The organism is Chelativorans composti, from assembly GCF_039541695.1.
GTDB classification, from domain to species: Bacteria; Pseudomonadota; Alphaproteobacteria; order Rhizobiales; family Rhizobiaceae; genus Chelativorans; species Chelativorans composti.
The window spans coordinates 20,637-36,160 of record NZ_BAABGS010000020.1 but is presented as its reverse complement, the minus strand read 5'-3'; the positions used below and the strand labels follow the sequence as shown (position 1 = coordinate 36,160).

The following is a 15,524-nucleotide window of genomic DNA, read 5'->3' as shown; positions in this document are numbered from 1 at the left end:
TCAAATTCGTTGACGCAAAGGGGTTCCGGCTCTAAAGGAAGGACGTTCCGTGGTGATTTGGCCGGTCGGCTTGCAGCCACGTTAAATAAGTTGCTAAAGGACCGATCTGCGTTCCGTGACCGGCAATTGTTTCAACAATGCCGGTTTTTTTTGTTTCCGGCGAACGGCAAGCGTATGGAACAGTCAAGAGTAAGAACCGCACGCGACGAAGCGAATTCGCCGTCCAGTCTGCTGGTGAAGTTTGGTGAAGACAAGCCGCTGAGGCTGGAGTCGGGGGCTATTCTGTCCCCTTTTCAGATTGCCTATCAGACGGTGGGTGAGCTGAACGCCGATCGGTCGAATGCGATCCTCATCTGCCACGCGCTCACCGGTGACCAGCATGTGGCGAACACCCATCCGGTGACCGGCAAGCCCGGCTGGTGGGAGATGCTGGTCGGCCCCGGCAAGCCCATCGACACCAACCGCTTCTTCGTCATTTGCTCGAACGTCATCGGCGGTTGCATGGGCTCCTCCGGCCCGGCGACGGTCAATCCGGCGACGGGCAAGGCTTATGGCCTCGACTTTCCCGTCATCACCATCGGCGACATGGTGCGCGCCCAGTCCATGCTCGTGGATTGCCTCGGCATTGACCAGCTTCTTGCCGTCGTTGGCGGCTCGATGGGCGGCATGCAGGTGCTGGAATGGGCCCACAGTTTCCCGGAGCGGGTGCGCAACGCAATTCCGATCGCCACCGGCGCGCGCCACACGGCGCAGAACATCGCCTTCCACGAAGTGGGTCGCCAGGCGGTCATGGCCGATCCCGATTGGTGCGGTGGCGACTACATTGCGCAGGGACGCCACCCGGCCAAGGGCCTTGCCGTCGCCCGCATGGGCGCGCATATCACCTATCTGTCGGAGGCGGCCCTCCACCGCAAGTTCGGTCGCAATCTGCAGGACCGCAACCAGATCACCTTCGGCTTCGACGCCGATTTCCAGATCGAGAGCTATCTGCGCCACCAGGGTTTCACCTTCGTGGACCGGTTTGACGCCAATTCCTACCTCTATCTCACCCGCGCGATGGACTACTTCGATCTTGCCGCGGAGCACAACGGCCGCCTGGCCGATGCGTTCAAGGGCACGAAAACCCGGTTCTGTGTGGTCTCCTTCACCAGCGACTGGCTGTTCCCGACCGAGGAAAGCCGCATGGTTGTCCACGCTCTGAACGCCGCCGGCGCCTCCGTGTCCTTCGTTGAGATCGAATCCGACAAGGGTCACGATGCCTTTCTGCTGGATGAGCCCGAGTTCCACGCGGCCGTCCGCGGCTTCATCAATGCGGCAGCCCGTCAGATGGGGATCGGCGAATGAGCGTGAACACTGAACCCCGCGTTGACTTCCGCGTTATCGCCGACCTGATCAGTCCCGGCTCCCGGGTCCTCGATATCGGCTGCGGCGATGGCGAGCTTCTGGAATTGCTTGCGCGCGACAAGCAGGTGGACGGGCGCGGCCTGGAGATTTCCCAGCGTGGCGTGAACCAGTGCGTTGCCCGTGGCCTGTCGGTCATCCAGGGCGATGCCGACCACGATCTGCAGTACTACCCGGACAAGGGCTTCGACTACGTCATCCTGTCCCAGACGCTGCAGGCGACCCGCAACCCAAGGCATGTCCTGGATGAGCTGCTGCGGATCGGCGAGCGGGCCATCGTCTCCTTTCCGAACTTCGGCCACTGGCGCGTGCGCTTCTCGTTGCTGCTCAAGGGCCGCATGCCCGTGACAAAGGAGCTGCCTTACTCCTGGTACGACACGCCGAACATCCACTTCTGCACCATCCGCGACTTCGTGGAACTGTGCGATGAAGTGGGCGCGAAGGTTGAAAGCGCGGCGGCGCTGGACGCCAATGGCTCCAAGATCGGCTTTTCGATGCCCTGGTGGTTCTGGAACTTCTTCGGCCAGCAGGCGATCTTCCTGCTCCGGCGCTAGACTAGGTTGGGGTGCGTCCGGCCACCGGTTTCAGCCCCTGGGTTGCCGTCTGCGGCGTCAGCACGGGCATGAGTGCCCGCCGTGCCCGCTTGGCCGTCGCGGGAACGCCTTGGTAAAGCCTCTTCTCCGCCTCGACAATAAGGACGCCTGCGAAGAGCGGCCACATGCGCTTTCCCGCCTTGGCGAGCAGCGGCTGCATCCTGAGCAGCCACCGGCGTTCTGAGGGGGGAAAATGCAGGCTGTCGGCCCAGATGGTGGGGGTGAAATTCGCCTCCCGCAGCAGATCGGTGAGCTGCCGGCGCGAATAGGGTTGGCCATTGCCGAACGGCGTGTGCTCGAATCGGGCCCACAGGCCGCGGCGGTTTGGCACGACGATGACCAGCCGCCCGCCCGGCGCCAGCACCCGCCACGCTTCCAGCAGCATCTGCTCCGGGTTTTCCGCGTGTTCCAGCGCATGCACCATCAGGATGCGGTCCACCGCCGCGTCGGGAAGCGGCAGGTCGTCCTCGTGCACGAGCGCGGAGAGGGAAGGTCCATGTGAGGGCCAGCGGATCGCCCCCTGCCGTGCAGGCATGAAGGCGAACACGCGCTCCGCGTCCTTCCCCAGCCGTTCGAGCCAGGGCAGGGCGTAGCCGAGGCCCACCAGCCTCTCTTCCGGAAGCTTGCTCCAGATTCCGGCAAGCGCCGAACCGATGGACCGTTCGACCAGGTTTCCCAGCAGGCTTGTGTAGAAGGAGCGGAATTCAACGATGTCTGCGTTCATGCCCGGACGGTAAGCATCGGCTCCGCTTTCCGCAAGATGGGCCGGCCCTGCGGCATTCGACCCTAGCCTTGTCCGCCTCCGATCATGTTGAATGCGTCAAGGTGATTCCGTTTCGTTTCGGGATGCTCTAGCCTGTTGTGCAATAAAGAGGAGGTGGGTGCGCAATGCTCGAAGTTCATCAGTTCATGTGCCGCACGGACAATTTCTGTGTTCTGCTGCGGGACAGTGAGACGGGGGCTACGGCCCTCGTGGATGCGCCGGAGGAGGGGCCGATCCTGCGTGCCATTGAGGAGACGGGCTGGCAGCCGCCGTCGCTGCTTCTTGTCACCCACCATCATTTCGATCACGTGGAAGCAAACCTCGCACTGAAGGCGCGCTTTGGCCTGAGCATCGTCGGCCCCGCCCGCGAGGCGGAGAAGATCCCCGGTATCGACCGCTCGGTACGGGAAGGAGACTCGGTGCGGCTGGGCCGTTCGGAGGCGCTAGTCCTCGAGACGCCGGGCCACACCGCCGGCCATGTCAGCTACTATTTCGCCGATGCGGGCATCGTCTTCACGGCCGACACCCTGTTTGCGCTTGGCTGCGGCCGGCTGTTCGAGTGCCCGCCGCCCGTCATGTACCAGTCGCTGAAGAAGCTGGCTGCTCTCCCGCCGGAGACGGTCGTCTACTGCGGCCACGAATATACGCTGTCCAACGCCCGTTTCGCGCTGACGGTGGACCCGGGCAACCCCGCGCTCCAGGAGCGGGCCCGGAAGATCGAGGCCTTGGTGCAGGAGGGCAAGCCGACGCTCCCCACGACGATCGGTGAGGAACTCGCCACCAACCCGTTCCTGCGCTGGCATGATCCGGACATCCGCCGGAACCTTGGCATGGAGAACGCGCCTGATGAGGACGTTTTCGCCGAGATCCGCCGGCGCAAGGATGTGGCCTAGTCCCGCTGAACTTGTGGGAGATCAGGTTCTCTCTCAAGCAAACCAGTCACTTGGCCCCCGACAAGATGCTGCCAGAAGGGGGCGGCGCGAAGCGCGGGGACAGAACGACCGCGCTTTACTCCGCCGGGGTCGGTGCCTTGGCGCGCGGCCGTAGGATGATGTTCTTGGCCGCGAGTGCGGCGCCGCCGGTGATCAGCAGGCAGGCGATGAGCAGGTTGAGCGTCGGCTCCGCCCGTCCGGCCGCGATCAGCAGCAGCGTCGACAGCATGGGAATGATGTAGCTCGCCGTGCCGATGAGCTGGATGTTGCCGTGCTTCACGCCATAGTCCCAGGTGAAGAAGGCAGCACCCAGAGGAAACACGCCCATCAGCACCACCGCTGTCCACTCTCCTGTGGTGGCTGGCCATACGGTCTCCTCGAGGAGGATATGGCACACGGCTGAAAGAATGGCCGTCGCCCCGCAGAACCAGGTCACCGTGCTGGTCGGCACTTCGCCGAAGCGCCGCGACAGCAGCGAATAGCTGGACCAGAACAGCGCGGCTGTGGCCGCCGCCGCATATCCGAGCGCGTAGCGGCTCTCGAAGGCGAGCCCCCCGTCCTTGGCGACGATCAGGGCCGTGCCGCACAGCCCCGCCGCCGCGCCCGCGATGTGGTGCCAGCCGAGCCGCTCGCCCGGCATCAGCGCCGAGCCCAGCACGATCAGAAGCGGCCAGAGGTAGGAGATGAGGTTGGCCTCGACCGCCGGAGCGTTCTTGAGCGCCGTGAAATAGAGGAAGTGGTAGCCGAACAGGCCCGCGATGCCGACCAGCCAGGCCATTGGCGGGATTCGGGTGTTCTGCCGGAATGAGGGGAACATGATCTGCGCGAGGATGCCGACCGCCGTTCCGATCGCGAAGGCGATGGCCGACAGCTGAAAGGGCGGCACCGACCCGGACAGGGCGGTGAGCATGGCGAGCGGCGCCCACATGGCGAAGGTCGAAAGACCGATCAGTGTCGCGCGGATCATATGGATGTCCCCCGGAAGGCTGGATTCTTGTCAGGCAGGCCGGGCCCTCACGTGAACGGGCCCGATTTTCGTACCAATACTGGCTTCCACGGGAGAATAAAGCCTCTGATTGCCGAGTCGCGCGAAACCGATGCGGATTTTTGCCCTGTCGCGCAGATGCTTGATGGTGGAATGGTTGGGCCGATACCCGCCCACGGGTACGAACTTGGCGATACAGGTCACTTCCGCCCCGCTGAACTGTTCGCGCGGCGGCGCCGGTTGCAGCACCAGGTCGATCCGCGCCTTGCCGTCATAGACCCGGACGGTTCGGTTGCAGACCTGCTCGCGGCTGGCCGCCGGCAGCAGCAGCGCCGAAAGCGGGTCGCTTACACCCACCAGATGCTCCTCCTTGAGCTCCACCCAGTCCGCGTGTTTCCGGAGAGGCGGTTCGTTGACCGTGTTTGCCACCTTCCCGCCGTTGAACCGGATCCGCGTGAGCTGTTTCTTTTTTCCGCTGACGTAACTTAGCGTGTAGTCCTGCGGCTGACTTTCGCCGCCATTGAACCGTCCGGTCACCGAAATGGTCCCGTCGGTCTTGTCGAAGATACGGGCAAGCCCTGCGCTCGCGAATGAGCCCGAAATGGCGAAGCCTGCCTCGTTGATCCGGCTTTCGAGCACGGCGCGGGCGATCGGCAGCCCGAGCACCGACACGTCGTAGCGCACGCGCTGCGTCTGCGTTTCTGCCAGTGCGCCGGTGATGGTGGCGCCGAGTGCAAGCAATCCCAGAATTGCCTTGCTGAAATCCATCCAGGTTCTCCGCTGTTATCGAACCGGACGATGATTTCTCCGGTCAATTCTGGCCGTTCTATGGGGATTTGCCCGGCCGAAGTCTGCCCGGAGCTTGACCTGCTGTTGAAATATCTCTAAGGAAGCCCGGTTCCACGAGGCTTGGCCTTCGGTGGGCGGTTCGCGCCTGCTTGGGGGCTGACCCGAAAGATAAGGTAGAAAAATATGTCTCGCGCTTGTGAACTGACCGGCAAGGCCGTGATGAGCGGCCACAATGTGAGCCACGCCAACAACAAGACGAAGCGTCGCTTCCTTCCGAACCTCTGCGAAGTGACCCTGATGTCTGAGGCTCTGGGCAGGAGCTTCCGTCTGCGCGTTTCCGCTGCTGCGCTTCGCTCGGTCGAGCATCGTGGCGGCCTGGACGCCTTCCTGCTGAAGGAGAAGTCCAACAACCTGTCGCAGCGTGCTCGTCTGCTCAAGAAGCAGATCCAGAAGAAGCTCGCCGAAGACGCATCTGCGTCCGCCTGATTTCCAACTTGAGAGCGGGCTTTGCCCGCTCTCACTGGTTCCATCACCCAGGATAAAAAAATGAAATCCAATAGCCCAGTCTGGCCCTTCATGGTGGCCATGGCGGTTGTGGTAACCGCTTCCAACTTCCTCGTTCAGTTTCCCTTCGAACACTTCGGTTTGGGCGAAATCCTCACCTGGGGCGCCTTCACCTATCCCGTAGCCTTCCTGATCACCGACCTGACCAACCGCACGTTCGGCGTCCGGGCTGCCCGGCAGCTCGTGATGATCGGCTTCGTGCTGGCCTTCGGCATCTCGATGTGGCTTGCGAGCCCGCGCATTGCGCTGGCCTCTGGCACCGCTTTCCTGCTCGCGCAGCTGCTTGACGTGTTCATTTTCGACAAGCTGCGGGGCTCCACGTGGTGGCGTGCTCCGTTCATCTCGAGCTTCTGTGGCTCGGTTCTGGACACGATCGTCTTCTTCGGCGTGGCCTTCGCGGCTCCCTTTGCCTTTCTCGACACGAGCCTTGGCGTGGAAGACGGCTCCCTGCCGTTCCCGGTGCCGTTCTGGGGCTTCGGTCCGGAGATTCCACTCTGGGTTTCCCTGGCGGTGGGTGACTTCACCGTGAAGATCGTCATGGCCCTTATGATGCTGGTGCCCTACGGCGCGCTGTTGTCCATCTTCCAGCCGCTCCGTTCCACCAAGCCGGTGGCCTGAGGTCGCAGGCCCACAGCCTGGACAGAGACCACAAAGCCCGTCCTTTCCCGTATGGAGCCGCAGGGGCGGGCTTCTTCTATTCGCCGGTGTAGCGGAACTCGAGATAGACCGTCCGCTGGAAGAACGCCTGGTTGTCGTCGGATATCAGCGAGACCATGAGCGACCCGTCGGGCGCGCGCCACACGTCGAGCCCCTCCATGTTGTCGATGTAGTATCCCATGTCCGCTTCGAGGATCACCGGGCCGTCTGCAACGGCTCCGGGGTGGATTGAGCTCACCGGAATACGCCGCAGCCGCATGGCCAAGCCGCCAAGCAGCGAGAACCGCCGTTCCAGCAGCAGCAGGTCGCCATTGGGCAGGAACGCGGCGTCCGTGGGATCGTAGCCGCTGTCCCGCCTGACCGTGAAGATGCCTTTGCGCGGGCCCTCGAGAATGGCCGCGAAGGCGTTGCCGTTCTTGTCGATGCTTTGCTCGGTGATGACCACCAGCGCCCCTGCGAGGGGACTCTTCTCCGGCGCAAAAGCGAGGGCCTCGAAGCCGCGGTTGCGCCGCAACTCCCTCCGTGGAATCAGCGGATTGATGTCCCGAAGGGGCTTGATGGGGCGGCCGCTCCCGTCGATGGCGAACTCGACGATCCGGTGCGTGTACTCGAACCCGACCACGGCTTTCGAACCACGCACTGCGAAGGATTCGGCATCGGCCATGTGTTTCGGCTCGTCCGGCTTCTTGATGCCCGGAATGGGTTCGAGCGTGAAATTGCTGAAGCCGGCCGGCCGGAACGATGCGTCCCGTTCGATGGTCGCTGTGAACCACAGGCCGGTGTCGGTAATGCCGGCGATCCGCCGCCCGGTATCGAGGAATCGGAAGCCCGAGAACGAACCGAAAGCGGAATCGTTTGACGTGAGCGCCAGCCCGCCGGCAAATTCGAGCGGACCGAACCGGCTTTCGGCGGAGCCATGGCGGAAGGTCTGGATGATCCTGGCGCGGACATCAAGGTTTGCCTGGCTGTCGGCCATGCTGGTCGCAGACGCGACTACCGCTCCGGCCAGGATGAGCAGCGGCGGAAGAAGGCGTCGGGCGAACATGCGCGTCAACTGGCCTTGAGCAGCCTCCGGGATGCTGCCCGCCGTCCGCGCTTGCTTTCCTCCTCGAAGAGTGCCGCAAGCTGCTCGGTCATGGCGCCGGCCAGTTCCTCGGCGTCGACGATCGTCACCGCGCGGCGGTAGTAGCGCGTCACGTCATGGCCGATGCCGATGGCGATGAGTTCCACGGGCGACCGCGTCTCGATCAGTTCGATCACCGACCTGAGATGCCGCTCCAGGTAGTTGCCGGGGTTCACCGACAGCGTGGAGTCGTCCACCGGTGCGCCGTCCGAGATCATCATCAGGATCTTGCGCTGCTCGGGACGCGCGACCAGACGCTGGTGCGCCCACAGCAGGGCCTCGCCGTCGATATTTTCCTTGAGCAGGCCCTCGCGCATCATCAGACCGAGATTGCGCTTGGCGCGCCGCCAGGGCATGTCCGCCGACTTGTAGATCACATGGCGCAGGTCGTTGAGGCGACCGGGATTGGCCGGCTTGCCGTCCTTGAGCCACTTCTCGCGGGACTGGCCGCCCTTCCAGGCGCGCGTGGTGAAGCCGAGGATCTCGACGCGCACGCCGCAGCGCTCCAGCGTCCGAGCAAGGATGTCGGCGCAGGTGGCGGCGACAGAGATCGGCCGCCCGCGCATGGAGCCGGAATTGTCGATGAGCAGCGTCACCACGGTGTCACGGAAGTTGGTGTCCTTCTCCCGTTTGAACGATAGCGGCTGCATCGGGTCGATGATGAGGCGGGGTAGGCGGGCGGTGTCCAGCACGCCCTCCTCAAGATCGAATTCCCAGGACCGGTTCTGCTGCGCCATCAGGCGGCGCTGCAGGCGGTTGGCAAGCCGTCCCACCACGCCCTGCAGGTTGGCCAGCTGCTTGTCCAGATAGGCGCGCAGGCGGTCGAGCTCCTCTTCATCGCAGAGGTCTTCGGCAGCGACGACTTCATCGAATTCCGTCGTGTAGCGCTTGTAGTCGAATTCCGCGACGGCCTGGTCGAACGGATTGTCCGGCCGCCGTGCCTCGCCGGCATTTTCCTCGTCGAGGTCGGGATCCATCACCTCTTCGGAGGTGGTGGTGGCAGCCTCGCTTTCGCCGGCCTCGATTTCTTCGCCGGCCTGGTCGGCTTCCTCGGCCTGGGCCCGTTCGCCCTGGCTCTGGTCCTCGGTGCCTTCGTCTTCGTCGTTTTCGCCCTTGGGATCGTCGCCGTCCTGCTCCTCCTCGGAGTCGAGGTCCTGCTCCTCCAGCTCCTCGCCGAGCTCGATGGAGCTGAGCAGCTGACGGACGAGGCGTGCGAAGGCGTCCTGATCCTCGATCGCGTTCGCGAGCTGGTCGAGATCCTTGCCGGCCCGTTCCTCGATCCATTCGCGCCAGAGATTGACCAGCTTCTGGCCGCTGCGCGGCACGGGATCACCGGTGAGTCGCTCGCGCACCATCAGCGCGATGGCGTCGGCCAGCGGCGCTTCCGCGCGGTCGGTCACTTCCGCCAACGGCGAATGCGCATAGCGCTCTTCAAGCATGGAGGCGATGTTGTGCCGAACACCGAGCATCGCCCTGCTGCCGATGGATTCCACGCGGGCCTGTTCCACGGCGTCGAAGATCGCGCGCGCCTGATCGCCCTGCGGTGCGAGCTTCGCATGCAGGCTTTCGTCGTGGCAGGCCCGGCGCAGCGCCATGGCATCACCGGTTCCACGCACCACGGCGATTGCCTCGGGCGTGGGCTTCTTGCCAAGTTCCGGCAGCCGCACGTGCTTGCCCACGAGGGCAGGACGGTCCTTGGTGAAGGTGACGTCCAGCTCGTTGCTGCCGGCGACCGCACGGACCGTAACGGCAAGCGCCCGCTTCATCGCGTCGAGCGACGCGGCCTGCTGCAGAGCGGGGGTGCGGTTGCTGTGGCTACTCACGAAGGAGAACTCCGGCAGTTTCGCCATTCTGGGGCGGCGTCGTGGGCCCGGTCCGGAACGGCGTGGGTTGGTTCATGGCCGCGGATGCTTCAGCGGGAGCGCCCGTCGACCATTGTCGGGTTGAGGCTCTGTGGATCGACGCCGTCCAGGCAGCGGAGGTTGACGGCCACCATGCGGCGTCCGTCCGGCAGCTCGCCGCGCGAGAATGACTCCATGCCGCAGACCGAGCAGAACAGATGCGCGATCGTCCGGGTGTTGAAGCGGTACTCGGTCAGCTTGTCCTCGCCGCTTTCCAGGACGAAGTTCTGCTCCGGCGTGAAGGCCAGGATGCTGCCACGCTTCGTGCAGTAGGAACAGTTGCACGTGACCGGGTTCGACAGGTCGACCTCGACCCTGAACCGGACCGCGTTGCAGTGGCAGCCTCCCTGGTACTGCATTGTGCAGCCTCCTCCGACCTCAGCTCAAGACGACGTTGGCGGCCGACTCCGGCAGCTCCTCGCCAAAGGCGCGCTGGTAGAACTCGGCCACGATCGGGCGCTCCAGCTCGTCGCACTTGTTCAGGAACGTCAGGCGGAACGCGAAACCGACGTCGCCGAAGATCTCGGCGTTCTCGGCCCACATGATCACCGTGCGCGGGCTCATGACCGTCGACAGGTCGCCGTTCATGAAGGCGGAGCGGGTCGTGTCGGCAACGCGCACCATGCGGCTGACGATCTCACGGCCTTCCTCGTTCTGGTAATGCTTGGCCTTTGCCTGAACGATCGCCACTTCCTTGTCGTGCGGCAGGTAGTTGAGCGTCGTCACGATCGACCAGCGGTCCATCTGCGCCTGGTTGATCTGCTGCGTGCCGTGGTAGAGGCCGGTAGTGTCGCCGAGGCCGACGGTGTTGGCCGTCGCGAACAGGCGGAATGCCGGATGCGGGCGCAGCACGCGGCTCTGGTCGAGCAGCGTCAGTCGGCCGGACGATTCCAGCACGCGCTGGATCACGAACATCACATCCGGGCGGCCGGCGTCATACTCGTCGAACACCAGCGCGATGTTGTTCTGGTAAGCCCACGGCAGGATGCCGTCGCGGAATTCGGTGACCTGCTTGCCGTCCTTCAGTACGATGGCGTCCTTGCCGACCAGGTCGATACGGCTCACGTGGCTGTCGAGGTTCACGCGCACGCAGGGCCAGTTGAGGCGCGCGGCCACCTGCTCGATGTGTGTGGACTTGCCGGTGCCATGGTAGCCGGTCACCATCACGCGCCGGTTGTAGGCAAAGCCGGCCAGAATGGCGAGGGTGGTCTGGGGATCGAACAGGTAGTCCGGGTCCAGGTCCGGAACGTAGGGATCGGCCGCAGAATAGGCTGGCACCACCATGCTTGAGTCGAAGCCAAACACTTCCCGCACCGAAACAGTCGTATCCGGCAGATTAGAGATGTCGCGGTCGATCTTGTTCATCATTCCTCCGCGCGCGCGAAACCGGCGTCCGCGCCGCCATTAGGTTGTCTCAGACGGTCTCATAACAGAGACCAGGGCTAACAGTAACCCGATTGTTTGAGAAGACGGTAAGCCTGCAAAACGTCGCGCAGACGGGCCTCCGATCTCCTGTCTCCCCCATTCGCATCCGGATGATGGAGCTTCACCAACTGTTTATAGCGAGCCTTGATCTCCGCGCCAGTGGCTTTGGCGTCCAATCCAAGCGTTTCGAGTGCTTTTGCCTCGAGCGGCTTGACCATTCGGCCGGCCCGGGCCTGTTGGTAGTATCCGTGATTGCTGAAGAGGTTGAACGGATCGCCGATCCGGCGGAAATGGCCTGCATTGCCGGAACGGAAGGGCGCGAAATCCGGCGCCGCCTGGCCGCCCGCGTTGGAGCCGAACTTCCAGGTGGGGCGATGGCCCGTGAGAGCCTCCTTCTGGAAGCGCGCGATCTCGCTGTCCTTCAGACCCGAGAAATAGTTGTAATTCTTGTTGTATTCGCGGACGTGATCAAAGCAGAAAAAGAAATACTCGCCCTCCCGCTCGCGCCCGACCGGCGCGCGGTATGCCCCTTCGCCATCGCAACCATCCCACTGGCAGGGCCGCTGTCGTGGTTGGGTCGAGGGATCCGGCCGTATGCGGATTTTCTCGAAATATTTGGAATTGAGTTTCATTCCCTTCCAGAATCCAGCCAAATAAGCCTCAAGGTACCGCCTGACGGGGGCCTGAAACAAGAATTGACATTTCCCGTCATCAGTGCTTCGAGCGACGGTTCGGGTGCATACCTGCCGGCTCCCGCGGCCGCGCCCGGGAAAATGGTCCTGGGCAACGCGTCCCGCCGCGCGCGGCCCGTTGATGGTGCGGTCCACTCTGTTCAATATCCGATCCGCCGATACTCGCGGTCCGGCGGGCTTTGTGACAAGGTGGGATCGGCTGAGATATGGTATCAGGAGTGCGCTTTGTCCATACAGAAAGCGATCGAGGAAAAGCTGACCGCACAGTTCGCACCAGAGCGCCTGGAGGTGGTGAACGAGAGCCATCTGCATGCAGGCCACCATCACCATGGCCGTCAGGAAACCTTTGACGGCACCGGCGAGACACATTTCCGCGTCCGGATCGTCTCCCGCGTCTTCGAGGGCATGTCCCGGCTGGAGCGTCACCGCGCGATCAACAATGCGCTGGCCGAGGAACTGCAGCGGGGCGTCCACGCACTCGCCCTCGAACCCGCCGCGCCGGGCGAGCCCACCCGCTGGTAACCGCAGGCCGTCCTACCGCAGCTTCGCGCTTTCCTCGACGGAAATCGGGCGGATGCGCAGGCGGGTGATGCGGTTCTTTTCCCGCTTCATCACGATGAAGCGCTTGTCGAAGAAGGTGAAGGCCTGCTTCTCCTCGGGGATCGTCTGCGACTCGTGGATCACAAGCCCGGCGATGGTCGTGGCCTCGTCGTCGGGCAAATCCCAGTTGAGCGCGCGGTTGAGGTCGCGGATCGGCACCGAGCCCTCCACCACAATGGAGCCGTCCGCCTCCTGGCGCACGCCTTCCACCTCGACGTCGTGCTCGTCGGCGATGTCGCCGACGATTTCCTCGATGATGTCCTCCAGCGTGACCAGGCCCTGCACCTCGCCATATTCGTCGACGACGATGGCCATGTGCGCCTTGCGCCGCAGGAAAGCGTTGAGCTGCATGTGGACGCTGGTCGTGTCGGGGACGAACCAGGGTTTCGTGGCGATCCTGGTAATGTCGATGTTCTCGGCTCGGGGATCGGCGTGGAGCGCGCGCAGCAAGTCCTTTGTGTGCACGATCCCGATGATGTTCTCCGCGCTGCCACGCCAGACCGGCGTGCGCGTGTAGGGACTGCGCAACAGCTCCTCGACGACCGCCTTCGGATCGTCGTCCGCATTCACCGAACGCATCTTGGTGCGGTGGACCATCACGTCGGAGACCTCAAGCTCGCCCAGCTCGAGCAGCCTGCGGAGCAGGGGAACCTGATGTGCTTCGGGGCCCTGCTGCGATGCCGCCTTGTCCCATCCATCCGCTGTTTCGCTGTCGCCCTCTGCCGGCATGAGGAGTGGTGAGGCCGGCGAAGACTTTACGCCGGCGAGCTTGAGAAGCCCGCGCGTGAGTGTCGTTGCACCCGTGGCGAGGGGTCCGAGGACGGCCGAAAGGGTCTTCGTGACAACGCCGAACCGTCCCGCTGCCTTCTCCGGCCGCAAGAGTACGGCAGTCCGGGGCACGATTTCCCCAAACAGCACCAGCAGCACGGTCATAAGCAGCACTGCGTAGACGACACCCACCGGGCCAAAGACGGTCGTGAAGCCGAAAGTCGCGAGGGCTGCCGCTAGGACGAGGACGAACGTCTTGCCCAGGAGCAGGGCGCCTGCCACGCGGTCGCGCTCGGCAGTCTTCTCCGCTCCCGCGGCATCGGCGCTGCGGTAGGGCGTTCGTTTGCGGGATAGCGAGCTTGCGATCAGGCCGGCTTCGGCCGCCGACAGAAAGAATGCGAGAATGATCAGCGCCAGAACGGCGCCAGCCGTGACCGCAAGCCCCGTGATCATTGCTTCAGACTGTCCTCCAGGAACGCGAGAACTTCGGAAGCCGGAACATCCTTCGCTATGAAGGATTGTCCGATGCCCCGTGTCAGGATGAAGGTTAGCGCGCCGCGCGAGACCTTCTTGTCCTGCGCGATATACTCCAGCAGCCTGTCGGCGCCCGGCAGGCCACCCGGAATGTCCGAAAGCTTCGTGGGCAGCCCCACGGCCCTGAGATGCGCTTCGACGCGCTGGTAGTCGTCGGGGCTCGCCAGGTTGAGCCGCGCGGAGAACCGGTGGGCGAGCGCCATGCCGATCGCCACCCCTTCGCCATGTACGAGCCGTGAGCTGTCATATCCCGTCGCAGCCTCGAGCGCATGTCCGAAGGTGTGGCCGAGGTTGAGCAGCGCGCGGTCCCCGCTCTCGCGCTCGTCGCGGGCCACGACGTCGGCCTTCGCCCGGCAGGCTTCCGCGATGGCGTGCTCGCGCGCTTCACCCCCGGCAAAGACCTCCTGCCAGTTGGCCTCCAGCCAGGCGAAGAATTCCGGCCGGTCGATCAGGCCATACTTGACCGTCTCGGCATAGCCCGCGCGGAACTCGCGCGGCGGCAGCGTGTCGAGCACGCCGGTATCTGCCAGCACCAGTTTCGGCTGGTGGAAGACGCCGACCAGGTTCTTGCCGTGGGCGGTATTGATGCCGGTCTTGCCGCCGACCGACGAGTCGACCTGCGCGAGCAGGGTGGTCGGCACCTGCACGAAATCCATGCCACGCCGGACGATGCCGGCCGCGAAGCCCGAGAGGTCGCCCACCACGCCGCCGCCGAGCGCAATCACCACATCGCGCCGTTCGAGCCGGGCGGCGAGGATGGCGTCCACCACGGTTTCCAGCACCGGGAAGCTCTTGCTCTGCTCGCCCGCGGGCACGCGGATCGCCGTGCCCTGGATCCCGGCAGCCTTGAGACTTTCCTCGATCGTGGCAAGATGCAGCGCGGCGACGTTTGCGTCCGTGATGATGGCGGCACGCGCGCCGGGCATGCGTGCGGCGATTTCCTGGCCCGCCCGCTCCAGAAGGTTTCTGCCGATCAGGATGTCGTAGGCGCGCTCTTCCAGGCCCACGCGGATTGTTCTGGCGGTCGTCATTGTGGCTTTTTCTTCTTCCTCTTTCTTTTCCTCGGTGCGGGAAGGTGTTGCAGCAGACCGGCGATGACCTCCGCCGCGATCTGATCCTTGGAAACGTCGCGGGAGTGTATGGTGACGTCCGCCAGCGAATAGACGGGGCAGCGCGCCGCCATTAGCCGTTCCATGACCTCGCGCGGGTTTTCCGTGTTGAGCAGCGGGCGGTTCTGGCGCCTGGAAACCCGGTTCATCAGCGTTTCGATGTCCGCCTTGAGCCAGACCGACACGCCCCGCCGCTTGATGTTGTTCCTCGTGGTCTCGCTCATGAACGCGCCGCCGCCCGTGGAGATGACCTGCGGACCGTTGCGCAGCAGCCGTTCGATGACGCGCTCCTCAAGCGCGCGGAATTCCGGTTCACCGTAGGTGGCGAAAAGTTCCGGAATTGTCATGCGCGAGACTTTTTCGATCTCGTGGTCGCTGTCATGGAAGGGGAGATTGCACATCGCGGCCACCCGCCGTCCGATGACGGTCTTGCCGGCGCCCATGATGCCCACGAACACGATGCTCCGTCGGCCGAGTCGCTTGAGCAGACGGGCGGTGTCGGAAGGATCTTTTTCGGTCACGGCCGTCACCGGCGGGGTAGCGGTATCGAATGGCATTCTGCGTCAAGCGGCTGGTAACAATACGGGTATAATCTAGTGCTTCATCGACATCCATAAGCTGGTCGTCGGAAAACAGGAATAGGAAAACGCCACCTATGCCCACCCTTACCAGGCTCGTTGTTATCCTC

The 15,524-nt window shown here is 63.9% G+C and carries 17 protein-coding genes and 1 riboswitch; of the genes, 6 read left to right on the top strand and 11 right to left on the bottom strand.

Annotated features, from left to right (window positions below):
• Window positions 1-39 precede the first annotated feature (39 nt).
• Window positions 40-117: riboswitch (SAM riboswitch) on the top strand.
• 57 nt (window positions 118-174) lie between these two features.
• Both metX and metW read left to right on the top strand, forming a co-directional pair.
• Window positions 175-1,344: a homoserine O-acetyltransferase MetX gene (metX, locus tag ABD906_RS07575; protein WP_345098899.1), complete on the top strand. Its 1,170-nt coding sequence runs from the start codon at window positions 175-177 to the stop codon at window positions 1,342-1,344.
• The gene (gene metW / locus ABD906_RS07570) at window positions 1,341-1,955 is read left to right on the top strand and encodes a methionine biosynthesis protein MetW (RefSeq protein ID WP_345098898.1); all 615 of its coding nucleotides are present in this window, start codon (window positions 1,341-1,343) and stop codon (window positions 1,953-1,955) included. Before metX ends, metW begins: the two co-directional genes overlap by 4 nt.
• Window position 1,956: 1 nt before the next feature.
• On the opposite strand, the gene ABD906_RS07565 is transcribed toward metW, so the two are convergent.
• On the bottom strand, window positions 1,957-2,718 hold the full coding sequence (locus ABD906_RS07565; protein WP_345098897.1) for a class I SAM-dependent methyltransferase: 762 nt from the start codon (window positions 2,716-2,718) through the stop codon (window positions 1,957-1,959).
• A gap of 164 nt (window positions 2,719-2,882) precedes the next feature.
• Here ABD906_RS07565 and gloB point away from each other — a divergent pair, with 164 nt between their 5' ends.
• Window positions 2,883-3,650 carry a hydroxyacylglutathione hydrolase gene (gloB, locus tag ABD906_RS07560; RefSeq protein ID WP_345098896.1) on the top strand — a complete coding sequence of 256 codons (768 nt, stop codon included), beginning with the start codon at window positions 2,883-2,885 and terminating at the stop codon, window positions 3,648-3,650.
• A gap of 115 nt (window positions 3,651-3,765) precedes the next feature.
• Here gloB and yddG read toward each other — a convergent pair whose 3' ends face one another.
• The gene (gene yddG, locus ABD906_RS07555; protein ID WP_345098895.1) at window positions 3,766-4,656 is read right to left on the bottom strand and encodes an aromatic amino acid exporter YddG; all 891 of its coding nucleotides are present in this window, start codon (window positions 4,654-4,656) and stop codon (window positions 3,766-3,768) included.
• Window positions 4,657-4,686: 30 nt separating this feature from the next.
• Complete coding sequence (locus tag ABD906_RS07550) at window positions 4,687-5,442, bottom strand: DUF3108 domain-containing protein (protein WP_345098894.1); 756 nt, start codon at window positions 5,440-5,442, stop codon at window positions 4,687-4,689.
• A gap of 204 nt (window positions 5,443-5,646) precedes the next feature.
• Between ABD906_RS07550 and rpmB the strand changes: the two genes are divergently transcribed.
• Both rpmB and ABD906_RS07540 read left to right on the top strand, forming a co-directional pair.
• Window positions 5,647-5,949 (top strand): 50S ribosomal protein L28, encoded by a 303-nt coding sequence (gene rpmB, locus ABD906_RS07545; RefSeq protein ID WP_345098893.1) that lies wholly within the window; start codon window positions 5,647-5,649, stop codon window positions 5,947-5,949.
• 21 nt (window positions 5,950-5,970) lie between these two features.
• Entirely contained in the window at window positions 5,971-6,645 is a 675-nt protein-coding gene (locus tag ABD906_RS07540) for a VUT family protein (protein WP_378188435.1), read from the top strand.
• Window positions 6,646-6,721: 76 nt separating this feature from the next.
• On the opposite strand, the gene ABD906_RS07535 is transcribed toward ABD906_RS07540, so the two are convergent.
• The 5 genes from ABD906_RS07535 to ABD906_RS07515 all read right to left on the bottom strand — a co-directional run bounded on the left by ABD906_RS07535 (window position 6,722) and on the right by ABD906_RS07515 (window position 11,765).
• On the bottom strand, window positions 6,722-7,729 hold the full coding sequence (locus ABD906_RS07535; protein WP_345098891.1) for an esterase-like activity of phytase family protein: 1,008 nt from the start codon (window positions 7,727-7,729) through the stop codon (window positions 6,722-6,724).
• 5 nt (window positions 7,730-7,734) lie between these two features.
• Window positions 7,735-9,573 (bottom strand): cobaltochelatase subunit CobT, encoded by a 1,839-nt coding sequence (gene cobT, locus ABD906_RS07530; protein WP_345099067.1) that lies wholly within the window; start codon window positions 9,571-9,573, stop codon window positions 7,735-7,737.
• Between the two features lie 146 nt (window positions 9,574-9,719).
• Window positions 9,720-10,067 carry a GFA family protein gene (locus ABD906_RS07525; protein WP_345098890.1) on the bottom strand — a complete coding sequence of 116 codons (348 nt, stop codon included), beginning with the start codon at window positions 10,065-10,067 and terminating at the stop codon, window positions 9,720-9,722.
• A gap of 19 nt (window positions 10,068-10,086) precedes the next feature.
• Window positions 10,087-11,073: a cobaltochelatase subunit CobS gene (gene cobS, locus ABD906_RS07520; RefSeq protein WP_345098889.1), complete on the bottom strand. Its 987-nt coding sequence runs from the start codon at window positions 11,071-11,073 to the stop codon at window positions 10,087-10,089.
• 77 nt (window positions 11,074-11,150) lie between these two features.
• Window positions 11,151-11,765: a J domain-containing protein gene (locus ABD906_RS07515; protein ID WP_345099066.1), complete on the bottom strand. Its 615-nt coding sequence runs from the start codon at window positions 11,763-11,765 to the stop codon at window positions 11,151-11,153.
• A gap of 285 nt (window positions 11,766-12,050) precedes the next feature.
• Between ABD906_RS07515 and ABD906_RS07510 the strand changes: the two genes are divergently transcribed.
• Window positions 12,051-12,347, top strand: a complete 297-nt coding sequence (locus tag ABD906_RS07510) for a BolA family protein (RefSeq protein WP_345098888.1) — start codon at window positions 12,051-12,053, stop codon at window positions 12,345-12,347.
• Window positions 12,348-12,359: 12 nt separating this feature from the next.
• Here the strand turns inward: ABD906_RS07510 and ABD906_RS07505 are convergent, their stop codons facing one another.
• Genes ABD906_RS07505 through ABD906_RS07495 form a run of 3 tightly spaced genes read right to left on the bottom strand, consistent with a single transcriptional unit; the run spans window position 12,360 to window position 15,393 of the window.
• Window positions 12,360-13,646, bottom strand: coding sequence for an HlyC/CorC family transporter (locus tag ABD906_RS07505; RefSeq protein WP_345098887.1), 1,287 nt, complete (start codon window positions 13,644-13,646; stop codon window positions 12,360-12,362).
• On the bottom strand, window positions 13,643-14,758 hold the full coding sequence (gene aroB / locus ABD906_RS07500) for a 3-dehydroquinate synthase (protein ID WP_345098886.1): 1,116 nt from the start codon (window positions 14,756-14,758) through the stop codon (window positions 13,643-13,645). The genes ABD906_RS07505 and aroB overlap by 4 nt, the downstream gene beginning before the upstream one ends.
• Window positions 14,755-15,393: a shikimate kinase gene (locus ABD906_RS07495; protein ID WP_345098885.1), complete on the bottom strand. Its 639-nt coding sequence runs from the start codon at window positions 15,391-15,393 to the stop codon at window positions 14,755-14,757. The genes aroB and ABD906_RS07495 overlap by 4 nt, the downstream gene beginning before the upstream one ends.
• Window positions 15,394-15,524 lie beyond the last annotated feature (131 nt).